Source organism: Arenibacter arenosicollis (assembly GCF_014397245.1).
Taxonomy (GTDB): Bacteria; Bacteroidota; Bacteroidia; order Flavobacteriales; family Flavobacteriaceae; genus Arenibacter; species Arenibacter arenosicollis.
This window is the reverse complement of sequence record NZ_JACLHY010000030.1, coordinates 43673-55574: the sequence shown is the minus strand read 5'-3', so window position 1 is coordinate 55574 and position 11902 is coordinate 43673. Positions and strand designations below refer to the sequence as shown.

Sequence of the window (11902 nt, the reverse complement as noted above, 5' to 3'; positions counted from 1 at the left end):
TTACTTAACACCACAACAGATGCACGGCCAACAAGAGATAACAATGAGAACATATAAATCACAAAAGCTCAACGGCACTATGGCCGTTGAGCTTAATTAACTATTTTTAATCCTATAAACCGTAACGCTATTTCAGGACTAGACAATATGGGCTTAATGTATTACACCACACGTACGTTTACGGCAGATAATCCTTTTTCCCCTTTTTCTATTTCAAATGTTACCTTATCATTTTTTTTGATTTTACCATTGACATTTGATGCATGTACAAAGTATTCTTCATCAGAATCCTTTAGACTTATAAAACCAAATTTTTTGGTTTTATTGTAAAATTTTACAGTACCCTCTTTTATTTCATTACCCTTATTGATATTCAATAATTTATAAAAAAATTGTTTGATCATTATTCCTTAATTTTTTTCAAATTTATGCTTATTTATTTTATATAGCAATTACATCTTCCTTCTTTCCCAAGAAACGTAACATCTTCATATGGTCCCAAATGGCATGATTACTTACCTATTATGATCGCTCACAGGAAAAAAAAGGGACATTACCATTCCACCAAACGGGTATTTTTCCAATGGCTTATCCTTGGTCCATGGGTCTGCTTTATGTTAACAAGCTAAGTAGAAAGCTTTTCCTGTTATTTTGTTACAACCCTTTTATACAACCTGTCCTTAAATCCAACTACCTACTCAGGAGATGTTGCCGAGGATTCTGAAATGGAAAAGTTGCCAAACCCGTCTTTACTTATAACTTGAAAGGCACAAACTATTGATTTGTGCTAATTTTCCATTTGATAGAGATATATTTTTTAATTATTTTCTAATAAATTGGTCCAATGGAGAGTAGTATCTGGAAGTAAGAACTTAAAAGTCTCATCATGTTGAAGTGGACTATTATTTTTGTTATACTGGCCTTTATTGCCGCATTTTTCGGGTTCGGAGGAATTTCGACGGCTACGGAGACCATAGCCAAAATTCTATTCTTTGTCTTCTTGGTATTAGTAATCATATCTCTAATAACCGGAAGAAGCAACAAAGTATAACACCTTGTCAAAAACTACACAAACGGTTATTTATGATAAAGTGTTTGGTCGTTTATTATCAACCTAAAACAATTAACCATGGATGCAGATTCTCTAAGAACCAAAACTTTTATCGAGACCTATAGAATGATGCGATCCAAAAAGCGAATTCCCAGTCTATTTACCGATTTTGATAATTCCGGAACGGAAAATTGGCAACCCCACACCAATGAAAATAATATTGTTCTTCCCCAACCCAAAAACACTTTTCTTACGGCCTACGATCCGCTAGAAAGTTTATAACCAAAGACACGGACCACAACTCCCCTAACGACAATTTATCTTCCATTTAAACCCTTTCAATAGCACCTTATGACCATAATGCTAACAGCTACTGGCACCAACACATTATATTGTTTAGAGAGTGCTATCATCATGGACCTGGATTAATTGGACGGCCATAAAATCAAAAAAAAATAGATTAGAAACTTGAGATATTATATAAAAAAGCCCCCGATATGGGGGCTTTTTGTCTGTACCAGCTAAATCGTTATTCTTCTACATTAGTGTAGGTTGTATGTTATATTTCCGGTTGTACGGTAATATTTAAATCTTGTACAGTACTGTTGCCCAACACCTGAAACCTTATACGATATAACTTCTCTCCCCAGGTAGTGTACAATTTTGAGTCGGTTTCAATGGTTATATTTTCTACCGTAGGTTGCAAAATTTCAGGGTCATACTTCAACGACAAGCCTCCCTTTCGATGTCCAAGTCTTAGCAGGCCGGGTTTTATAATTTTGGGTTCTAGCGCAGCCATAAGATTAAGTTGGGTATCCCCCGTATTTTCCAAAAGGGAATACGAATCGGAAATTTCAAATTTTTCACCTCTAAGCAAAGTATAACTACGTTGCCATTGCTCCACTTTAGCTTCTTTGGGATATGCTCCTGAGATATCTAGCGAATACGAAACTTTATCTTTTTCTGACTTATAGGAACTGTTTTTAGCTTTGTACTCCAAACCGTCTTTTTGATCCATACCATTTATGGTAGGGAGGTTATGATAACCCGATTGCATGGTCCATATAGAATATCTCTCCTTACCAAAGGTCTTGGCGGTATAAGTATCTACTCCAACATCGATCAAAGCAGGCTTACCATTATAGTATAAAATAAAAGTGCCCACATCATTGTGATTGTGGCTTTCTGCGTTATGGCCACCTTTTGCGGCAAAATAAAAACCATCATGGTTTTCCTCTTGTTCACGTGCAGCCATTATCTGCGTATCCGGAAGACAGAAATCCGCCAACAGGGGCTCCACGGCTTTGGCATTTTTAATTTCGTCCAAATTGAATAGGTCATCCAGTGCCAATTCTATTTTACCCTTAAAAGTACTTTCCCCAAAATGTTGTTTTTGGGCCAGAAAAGCTCCAAAACCGGTCATGATCGAATCGTTTATCCGTTTGCCGTAGCGGTAAATAGTGCCGGGCCGCGATTTCAGTTTAGCCGAGGCGTCTGCAAAATTCACAAAATACTCGCCATTGATATAGGCCTTATAAATGTACTTACCTATATTTTGCACAAGCTCTTCATTATAGATATCTATTTTACCATTGCTTCCTTTATACAGTAGTTCCAAATAATCGAACAACTTACCGCCCGCATGGCTCCAGTACGATGGACCTTCCTCACAGCCCCCGTCATCTTTATAATAATTCATAAACTCATCAACGGAAAGCATACTCTTTTGCACATTTATACTTCTGGTAATGGAATCATTCTCCATAAGCATAATACAATTTAGAGCGTTATAGTTACACCAAGGGTTCCAATTGTTTACACTCTCATTGGTATAGCCCATCCACCCAAAATCATTTCTGGTGTAATAAGGCTTTAATACCTTTTTATCGATTTCAAATCTTAACCTTTTTAATATCAATGGGTTCACCTTATTTATTTCCTCTTCTAGAAAATGATGTGTCCATGCCAAATTGGCCGCCACTTTTCCCACACCCAGGTCAATCGTAGGTTCCAAAACATCGGGAAGTCCCGCTCCGGCACGTTGAAGGGATAAATGTGCCGAATTGCCCCAATAGGTTTGTTCACTATAGTAGAATATGCCGTTAATTATGTCCTTTAAAAACCGCCCCTTTCCTTCCATCAATTCGGCCAGCACCAGCGCTTCAAAAGCTTGAATGTTGTCCCTATAAGGTTTCTCCATAATCATTCGGCTTCCACTCTTGGTGAATTCCAAGTAGTGTGAAACTGGAATATATTTCCAGCCGTAATCCAGATAACCCTCCCCTTCCTCTATATAGGCCTCTCTTAGGTTTTGGGGAATCTTTTCCCATTCAGCCCGGTTATTATATCCGGGATAAGGCACCCAAGATTGGTCTTTTACCACATATTTTTTAATGGTATCGTAGGAATAGTTCCTGCTCAATAAATTTCGGTAGGCCTGGGCGTTGGTAAACTGAATGCTGATAGTAAGAATGAAAGAAAATAGTAATGTTCTCATGGTATATTTTGGTTGGTTTTAAGTTTAGAAGAGCAAATTCCATTGCAATCTTCCTGGTCCCTTCTGGAAAGATGGGAATAATAATTTAATTGTCATTAAAAATTTCCGAATTATCGATTTCCAATATCATGAAAAAATCTGTTTGGGGGTTAAAATAGGAAGTATTCCGATCTTTAAGAATTACTTAATTATGAGTTGATATATTGGCTTAAATACAAAACAGTAAATTTCTCCGGGGCAAGCCCACGGAGCATTTTAAAGGAACACGTTTTCAAACTTTAGCCACTTACTAACGAGACAAGTCTCGGGGTATTCACCCCTCTAGAATAAAAAGAGGATAATTATAAAATAATTACCCTCCCTTTCACTAATTAACCAATCTAACTATCCTTATTCCATATCAATAATACCTACAACCTGATATGCCCTGGTACCATCTACCTGTATTTTTTCGTAAATTATATTAGCATATTCGTAATAGGCCAAACCATCTATGGCTATTTTCTCATAATCTTCCGGAAGTTCATAGACTATGGTTCCTATTTCTGGTTCTACAACTTCATAATCATTATTTATTTGAATATAAAATATCCCTTGGGCATTAAAATAATTATGATTATTAAACCTAACCCGTTTATAATTTGGCGGTAAGCTATTAATTCTAAATCCAATTTTTGGAGCAATTACAATATACCGTCCTCTAGATTGGGTGTAATACTTGTTGTTGGCATAATAGTAATCCTGACCTCTATATTTTATAACTTTTCTATTGGGTACCGAACGAACTGACACTACTTTCCGCACTGGAGTTTTATAGGTGACCTTTGTACTTGGCACTCTTTTGTTTACCGTTTTTTTGATCGTTGTGGTTTTGGTAACGCTTGTGGATTTAGAAATTGAGTTACCGCGCGATTGCCCTGAAGCTTGTGTTGCAAAAGCTATTATGACTAATGATGATAAGGTGTATCTTTTAATAAATGTTTTCATAATCTCTAATATTTAAGGTTCAAATTGCTTTCAATTCTTTGACTCCGTTTTCTATTAATAGTTTAAAGATATATGTAGACCACCTATTTAAAAAAGCAAATAGACGTTTGCTGGATTTCTATCTATGAATAATAAGATTTAACAGATTTAAAGGGAAAGGCCCGTTTAAAAGTGATGTGAATTGCTGATTAAGACTTTGTTGATTTTGGTTTGTATTTTTCGGATACCATATATCCCTATTGACTGTAAAACAAAAAGTAAGGGTCGGTCACTTTGTATAGTGTATTAGAAGTTGTCCGCAAAGAAGCAATAAAAGGGTTGCTTGAAACCAAAGGGTTAACAATATTCGCTTTTATTATTTAGCTATAGTAGGAAACCTTTTTTTTGGGCAATGTAAAAACCAAAAAATCCAGCCACTTTTGCAAGTAGCCGGATTTTAATTGGGGGAACTATAAAAATTAATAAACCTGTAGGTTCATCAACTCAAAAAAACTATTTATTTAAATAACTGCTCACTGCTGTGGCACGGGCGCTAACGTGACTATTCAACTGGCTTATGGCAGCTTGAAAATCCGAACTTGAACTAAGAAATGTATAACCGGAAACTTCAAGGTTCGCAAAAGGTTCTACCAATGTCCCATAGGTTACATATTTTGCTTGCATGGTACCAACACTAAAAGCATTATCCACCACTTCCTGTAGATAAGCATCGTACTGTGCCCTATAGGTTGCATCTTGATATAGATAGCCGATCAATGGCCATTCCGTAGCATTTAAGTCAGAGAAATCCAAGGCTAAAGCCCCTTCTCTAGTACCCTCTTGCAAAGCCTCATTATTATCCCAAGGAATCCATGATAATTTTTCCGTATCGGGATTATTGTACAGATAATAATTATGCGTCATTCTTCCGTAAGTATCCCAATTTTGAATGACCGTATTTACCGCCAAATATTTTAAGAAGGTATCGGTATCAAAAACAGTCTCTAAATTGGCACGCCATGTTTCGGGATCCGTTGTTCTGTTCTCTGCATGCAAAGCTGCGAAAACACTCTCTATATCCGAAAAATCGGCCTCATCTTCATTGGTTTTCTTTACAAACACATCTTCGGTAAATGTGCCTTCGGCAAAACTGGCTCCGTCACCATCCGGTTTGTACAGATTACCATCATTATCCGAAAATTGGGTATCGATCACCGTATCGTCCACCTCTTCCACCATGGTGTATACTCCAAAATAAACCGGTCCCTCACCATGATCCACATAAACGGCATAAAATGCTGCGTGCGAACTTGCTATACCGGCATCCCTAAAAATATCCGTGGCAACCTTTTCCCGTAACATAGATTTATCATTGTAATTATTTTTTAAACTCAATTTCTTAAAACCGTAAAAGCGCTGATTGTCTATTTGAGGGTATTGATCTTCAAATTCATCAAAATCCAACTTAAAGGATAGCTTTAAGATGCCTCCCGTCCAGCTGGCCTGTAAACTTGAGTTGCCTTTAAAGCGCACACCAACCCTGTACCATTCTTTGCCGTTGTACAACACCTCTCCGGGTACAAAAATAGGATCCTCATCAACCTCTACCAATCCTCCTCCTCCAGGACCACCTGCACCTGGTCCTCCACTACCACCAAATGTACCATAAAGAGAGGTCATATCGTCCAACATACTCTGCCAACGTTCTTCGGTAATTACAATATCCAATCGCTTTACAGCCTCATCCTCAAAAACTTCATCAAAGTTGGGGTCGGCCGATTTACTATGGGTATCATCTGTCCAATCAGAAGCTTCAAAATCCGTATCCCCATAGGTTTCAACATACGCTTCGCTGTCTATTACTTCTAATTCATCACCCGTTGTTTCTGCAACATCGTCAGAACAGGAAAACACAAACAATAGTTGCATTGCTAAAAAAAATAGTATGCTTACTTTTTTCATTATAAAATTCATTTTAGGTTATTATTACCCTACAAAGATGTGGATTGGAACAACATGAATTTTAAGGAATCAGTGAATGGCCTATTCTTTTAAGTGAAACACAAGGAATATCCAAAGAGTAAAATTTGATGGCCTTAATTGGTATTCTGTAGAAGCTTGATGATGAACAGATTATAATTCTATGAGCATTTGATCAGTATTTTTCAATGTTTTCCAGAAAATGCCAAGGAACCATTTTTGAAGTTCTTGGGTATTTAAAAATTTTTATGAGAACTGTCGCTACCCGTTTAATTAAATTGTGTGACTTATCTGTTGGATATGCTGTCCAACGCCTTACCAATTAAAACATCTCCGGATAATATCTCGAAACTTCTATTGGCTGCAGAATCGTCATGCAAGGTCCGCGTAAGTACCAGGGCAACATCATCCCTGCTAATGGAACCTTGTTTCTGCAAAGCTTGTCCAATTTCTATCTTACCCGTTCCTTTCTCATTTGTGAGGGAACCTGGCCGAACTATGGCATAGGGAACATTGCTTGCTTTAAGATATTCGTCTGCATTGTGTTTTGCCTGTAGATAGTCTTTAAGTTCGGTCGCCTTTTCGGGTTGATCGGCGCCCATGGAACTTAGCATTACAAATTTCTTAATGGTGTGATTTTTTGAGGCGTCGATTATTTTTTTTGCACCTTCCTGATCCACTTCAACAACCTTTTTGCCACCAGATCCTGCCGCAAAAACAACTTTATCGATATTGGACAAAGTATGGGATACATCTTCTTCAAGATTTCCCAAAACTGTTTTAATATCCTGATCTGAGAATTCTTTAATTTGACTTTCTTTTCGGACCATGGCAATAGGTTCAAAATATTGTGATGTCCTTAGTAAATTAACTATTTTTCTTCCTGTAGTGCCCGTAGCGCCAACAACTAGTATATTTTCCATAGTTTTTTTTACAAATTTCAACTTAAGCGACAACATAAATTGATAAAATATAATAAATAATTGCCTCGTATGACCAAGATGGCCATATCTCATCTATTTCAAATTTCAAAACAATCTCTGGGCTTGAAATTATCCATGGGTAAGCCATGATGTATGAAATACCAATAGTCCTTGAAATTTAGAATTGGAAGCGCTCCAAAGGTCAGAAGACAATGGTAGCACAATTAATTTGTTAATATTCTTTTATTTAGTTTATTATACCGGCCATAACTCTATTGGTATAAGCTATAAGTGTGTTTACTTTAGTTTCATCATAGGCATCTGGATGTGCTGCGGAAAAATGACCTCTGTGCTCACCTTTGTCGTTATCAAAATACTTCCCGGAATCGTTTTTAAACTCATCGGAAAGGCTTAAATCCGTTAAAATGTTAACTCCTTTTTCCGCTGGGGCCCAATGTTGCCCATAAGCTTCCTTCGCCATTTTGGTGTTTAATAACGAACCTGGATTTACTGCAATTACTGTAATTGCTGGTTCTTCTTTGGCCAAATTGAAACTCCACATGGTCAAGGCCAATTTGCTCTGTGCATAGGTTTCGTTTTCGGATAGCCGCGTTTTTCCAATTACAACATCCTCTGATACAGCGGATTGAGCAGCAGAGCTTAAATTAATAATTCGTGCTTCTTTCGATTTTCTTATAATGGGAAGAATGGCATTCGTCAACATATAAGGTGCCAGATAATTAACCACTATTCTGGTATCCAATCCATTTTTGTTGGTAGCGGTCTTGCTTTTAAAAATACCGGCATTATTAATGAGAACATCAATTTTGGGGATTTCGTTTTTAATTTGTTCGGCCATTAAAGAAACCTCATCCAGATCTGAAAAATCGGTCACAAACCCTTTTACATTTTCATTTTTTGAAAGTTCTTTAATTTCTGAAATCACCGCAGTGAGTTTTTCTTTATTTCTACCATGTAGGTAAACTTCGTGGCCTTTTTTAGCCAATTGTATAGCGGCCAATTTTCCTATGCCGTCCGTGCTACCTGTAATTACTATTGTTTTGCTCATATTATCGCTTTCTCTTTTTTAGTGGTATGAAATTCCGGCAATACTTTTTCTGCCAGTCGCTCCAAGGTGCCTTCCATACTATTGGAATTGAACCTTAAATTTATACTTACATGATTTACGCCAATAGTTTTTAATTGATGTAAATAAGTATTTAAATAATTAACTCCTGTCCTAAACCCTAAATGAATAGGTTGTGGCATAAAATTATCGTCTTCCTGAAGATCCACATATAAAGGTTGCATAAACGGTTTGTCGAATTCGCCCGATTCGGCCACCAGTGCCCGCCATTCTTCAATTCTGTATTTCTGTTGTCGGGGATCCCTGGGGTAGTACATCCATCCATTTGCGTTTTTGGCGTTCCACTCCAAGGACTGCTGACTAAAACCGGTCATCAACAAAGGAATTTTATGGTTTTTAGCTTTTGGAAGTATATCTATATGCCCTTTTAAATCACCAAAGTTTTTAGTTTCCAATACAGGAAAACTCTCCTGCGACCTACGAATGTATTGGAAGGCTTCCCGAAATAATTCCCCGCGATTATCATAATCGATGCCCATGGCGGGATATTCGTCAAATCGATCACCAGAAGCCACCCCTAAAAGCAACCTCCCGCCTGATAATTGATCTATGGTAGCAGCGGATTTCGCCACATGCACCGGATGGTGCAAGGGCAAAGCGATACTGGAAACACCCAATGCTATTTTCGACGTCTTGCCCGCCAAAAATCCCAAATAGGTAAATGGATCATACATTTGACCCGCATCGCCAAAGGAAGGCACATTAAAAGGTACATCCCTAATCCACAATGATTTAAAGCCTAGATCTTCAATAAGTTCTACACGTTCCAAGTGATGCTCCATGGTAGGCATTAGCCCTTGGTCGTAGTTTTCTATAGGCACTACTATTCCAATGCTCAATTCATCAACTTGAAATACACTGTTGTAGGCTTTATTTATGGGTTCGAATTCTCTCATATTAAATTGTCTTGTTAAAAAGCCAACTATCTACCATAAGCTTATATCTACTATAGAAAGATTTAGCTAACTTACTATGCTATATTAAAAACCAAAATATCAATACTGCAAAGGTGTGAATTGTAAGCTCTTGAATATCAAGAAATCGGCCAATAGCCCAATATCTTAAGTGAATCAAGGCTAATTTCCAATATGTAAAATTTGATGATTATTATTTACCGAGAATATTGATAAGTCCGAGCTATTGAAGGTAGAAAACTTGGCTGATGTTTTTATGATGTCAACGACCTACGTTAGTGAATATTTTAAAAAACAAGTGAATATGCCTTTGCGGGAATACATAATCAAGGCTAAGTTGAAATTGGTAGAAATTCGTTTACTAAACTCCGATTTCACGCTTACCAAAATTGCCCATGAATTAGGATTCACAGATGTTAGCCATCTATCAAAAACCTTTAAAGAATATGCAGGCTCCTCCATACGCGAATTTAAAAACAATGGAGAGTATAGGCTTTTAACGCGAAATGCCTGTACTGCATAACTTTCAATATTCATTCCTGCACATTCTTCATGCCGAAACTTCAAAGTTAATACCAAATGGTATTGTTGTTAAATGCGCTGCCTTATTAATCCAATAATACAGTGGCCAGACTCCACTTGCTTGTCAAATTAGCCTCCTCCGGAGCTTTTAACACCGAATAAAAAGCAGTACCCGCATTATTGAAAAAGCCAAAATGCGCTTCCGAATCATAAATTGAGCCATCTCCGGTGCCATCGGGAACCAAATATCCTGGTAACAAAATAGTCCCAATCATTTCATGATACTCCGCATCAAATATATTGATGATATTGGACGGCACTTCCTGATAAATTGTACCAGTTTCCATTACGGCGCAAATTTTATTTGCAACTGTATGGATATCCAAGGTAGCTATTTTCTGATTTCCCATTAATTGTCCATTATAACGAATATCAGTAGCTTGGTCCTCAGACAATTTAAATATATTTCTGCTTCTCGAAAACAATTTATCACCAGCATCAGACATCCAAATATCACCATCAAAAGAATAATCTCCGTGATAGGGTGAATCGTACAAATAATGGGCGGTCCCAGCATTAATATCATATTTCTCTACATCCGAGGGAGAAACATTGTTATCCGATCCGTAAATAAAATTGCCCGAAGGGTGCAACTTGGCCTTGGTGCCCTCACGTATTTGATTGCCCGTAGAGATGGTTTCGGTTCCAGTCATCATATCTATGCAATGAATCCTTTGCCACTGACCCGACCTAGGAAAAGCATAAGCCCAATTATTTGGGGCCAAAACAATGTCGAAAACATCTGTGGCAACATCAAAAATATTAAGCAATTTCATAGTATTTAAATCAATGTAGGAAACTCGGGCATCGTGACCCACTACGGCAAAATTACCATCCTGGCTTACCGAAAGACAGGTAGGGGTTATGTTTAATTGCAGGGTTTCCATAATCTGGTTCGAAAGGCCGATCTTGCGGATTTCATTAGGCCCAGTTGATACCACTATCAATTTGTCATTTATTCTATCGAACTCCGCATCCACTACTTCTCCACTGATCAACCATTTTTCTTCCTTATAATTTTTATAGGCAACTGGTATTTTAATGATTTGATCCTTATTGTTGCTTATGGATAAATCTAGCTCATGAATGGCGGTGGGCAAGGAACTTCTGTCTAGCACAGCATTGACCAAAACGGAATCTCCCGGCGTTAAATTAGAATTTTGAGGGATAATAGAAATATAGGATTCAGCTAAGGAGGCACTCCAATCTAACACGACATTACCTTCATTTTTCACATAAAAGCTCTTTTCGTCTTCGAAATATCCAAAACTCAGGCTACTCTCAGACAAGCTCATGGAGGCCTTTTCTCCAATACGTAAGGTTACATTTGCTTCTGCCTCAAGACCATTGGACTTTAATTTAATAATTCCATCATATTCACCAGAATTCAATCCTTCAGTAATAGGGTATACATCCAGTACTATGGCTTCTCCCTTAAAAGTACCAGATAGCGAATTGATAGAAACCCAATCCGGTTTGGATATAATTTCCCAGGCCGTTTCCCTAGATGGGACTAGGGATAAAGTTAAAGTACTATTGCCGTTTTCCGAAAGCGTCAGTGATCTAGGGGAAAGTAAAATTGCAGATTCAACTTCAATACTCTCGGTACTGTCAGAGCTACAGCCGGAAATAATCACAATAAACAAGAAGAAGTAAAATATAGTACCAAGATTACCTTTCATAAGATTCATACTTAGTTATAAAGTTTAAATTGGTGGTGAATATTTGTGGTTTATCAGCATCAAATTTAAATTTTTCCTTGAGATATTTATCAAACTGATAAAAATATTCTCTTATTATTTAAATGCCTTCAAATTAACTTTAAAAATACATGCCGACACT

At 37.3% G+C, this 11902-nt stretch carries 11 protein-coding genes; 3 read left to right on the top strand and 8 right to left on the bottom strand.

All coding sequences use genetic code 11. The annotated features are described in order from the left end of the window. Positions 1-161 precede the first annotated feature (161 nt). A complete protein-coding gene (locus H4O18_RS19880; protein ID WP_222942480.1) occupies positions 162-404 on the bottom strand; it encodes a cold-shock protein in 243 nt (80 codons plus the stop codon). Positions 405-886: 482 nt separating this feature from the next. Here H4O18_RS19880 and H4O18_RS19875 point away from each other — a divergent pair, with 482 nt between their 5' ends. Both H4O18_RS19875 and H4O18_RS19870 read left to right on the top strand, forming a co-directional pair. Then, positions 887-1051 (top strand): DUF1328 domain-containing protein, encoded by a 165-nt coding sequence (locus tag H4O18_RS19875; protein ID WP_187587926.1) that lies wholly within the window; start codon positions 887-889, stop codon positions 1049-1051. A gap of 78 nt (positions 1052-1129) precedes the next feature. Beyond that, positions 1130-1333, top strand: a complete 204-nt coding sequence (locus H4O18_RS19870; RefSeq protein ID WP_187587924.1) for a hypothetical protein — start codon at positions 1130-1132, stop codon at positions 1331-1333. 277 nt (positions 1334-1610) lie between these two features. Here H4O18_RS19870 and H4O18_RS19865 read toward each other — a convergent pair whose 3' ends face one another. The 6 genes from H4O18_RS19865 to H4O18_RS19840 all read right to left on the bottom strand — a co-directional run bounded on the left by H4O18_RS19865 (position 1611) and on the right by H4O18_RS19840 (position 9460). Further along, positions 1611-3548, bottom strand: coding sequence for a heparinase II/III domain-containing protein (locus tag H4O18_RS19865; protein WP_187587922.1), 1938 nt, complete (start codon positions 3546-3548; stop codon positions 1611-1613). 390 nt (positions 3549-3938) lie between these two features. Continuing rightward, positions 3939-4535: a DUF6515 family protein gene (locus tag H4O18_RS19860; RefSeq protein WP_187587920.1), complete on the bottom strand. Its 597-nt coding sequence runs from the start codon at positions 4533-4535 to the stop codon at positions 3939-3941. Positions 4536-5027: 492 nt separating this feature from the next. After that, complete coding sequence (locus tag H4O18_RS19855; protein WP_187587918.1) at positions 5028-6476, bottom strand: CotH kinase family protein; 1449 nt, start codon at positions 6474-6476, stop codon at positions 5028-5030. A 305-nt stretch (positions 6477-6781) separates the two neighbouring features. Next, positions 6782-7417 (bottom strand): SDR family oxidoreductase, encoded by a 636-nt coding sequence (locus H4O18_RS19850; protein ID WP_187587916.1) that lies wholly within the window; start codon positions 7415-7417, stop codon positions 6782-6784. A gap of 247 nt (positions 7418-7664) precedes the next feature. Beyond that, entirely contained in the window at positions 7665-8486 is an 822-nt protein-coding gene (locus H4O18_RS19845; protein WP_187587914.1) for an SDR family NAD(P)-dependent oxidoreductase, read from the bottom strand. Continuing rightward, positions 8483-9460 carry an LLM class oxidoreductase gene (locus H4O18_RS19840; RefSeq protein WP_187587912.1) on the bottom strand — a complete coding sequence of 326 codons (978 nt, stop codon included), beginning with the start codon at positions 9458-9460 and terminating at the stop codon, positions 8483-8485. The genes H4O18_RS19845 and H4O18_RS19840 overlap by 4 nt, the downstream gene beginning before the upstream one ends. A 244-nt stretch (positions 9461-9704) precedes the next feature. Here H4O18_RS19840 and H4O18_RS19835 point away from each other — a divergent pair, with 244 nt between their 5' ends. Next, on the top strand, positions 9705-10001 hold the full coding sequence (locus H4O18_RS19835) for a helix-turn-helix domain-containing protein (RefSeq protein ID WP_246474479.1): 297 nt from the start codon (positions 9705-9707) through the stop codon (positions 9999-10001). An 85-nt stretch (positions 10002-10086) separates the two neighbouring features. On the opposite strand, the gene H4O18_RS19830 is transcribed toward H4O18_RS19835, so the two are convergent. After that, positions 10087-11742, bottom strand: a complete 1656-nt coding sequence (locus tag H4O18_RS19830) for a BACON domain-containing protein (protein ID WP_187587910.1) — start codon at positions 11740-11742, stop codon at positions 10087-10089. Between the last annotated feature and the right edge of the window lie 160 nt (positions 11743-11902).

Excerpts from the sequence above, each read along its gene's own strand:
- H4O18_RS19855 (WP_187587918.1), bottom strand. The coding sequence starts at position 6,476 with ATGAAAAAAGTAAGCATACTATTTTTTTTAGCAATGCAACTATTGTTT.
- H4O18_RS19865 (WP_187587922.1), bottom strand. The coding sequence starts at position 3,548 with ATGAGAACATTACTATTTTCTTTCATTCTTACTATCAGCATTCAGTTT.
- H4O18_RS19845 (WP_187587914.1), bottom strand. The coding sequence starts at position 8,486 with ATGAGCAAAACAATAGTAATTACAGGTAGCACGGACGGCATAGGAAAA.
- H4O18_RS19840 (WP_187587912.1), bottom strand. The coding sequence starts at position 9,460 with ATGAGAGAATTCGAACCCATAAATAAAGCCTACAACAGTGTATTTCAA.
- H4O18_RS19830 (WP_187587910.1), bottom strand. The coding sequence starts at position 11,742 with ATGAAAGGTAATCTTGGTACTATATTTTACTTCTTCTTGTTTATTGTG.
- H4O18_RS19875 (WP_187587926.1), top strand. The coding sequence starts at position 887 with ATGTTGAAGTGGACTATTATTTTTGTTATACTGGCCTTTATTGCCGCA.
- H4O18_RS19860 (WP_187587920.1), bottom strand. The coding sequence starts at position 4,535 with ATGAAAACATTTATTAAAAGATACACCTTATCATCATTAGTCATAATA.
- H4O18_RS19850 (WP_187587916.1), bottom strand. The coding sequence starts at position 7,417 with ATGGAAAATATACTAGTTGTTGGCGCTACGGGCACTACAGGAAGAAAA.
- H4O18_RS19870 (WP_187587924.1), top strand. The coding sequence starts at position 1,130 with ATGGATGCAGATTCTCTAAGAACCAAAACTTTTATCGAGACCTATAGA.
- H4O18_RS19880 (WP_222942480.1), bottom strand. The coding sequence starts at position 404 with ATGATCAAACAATTTTTTTATAAATTATTGAATATCAATAAGGGTAAT.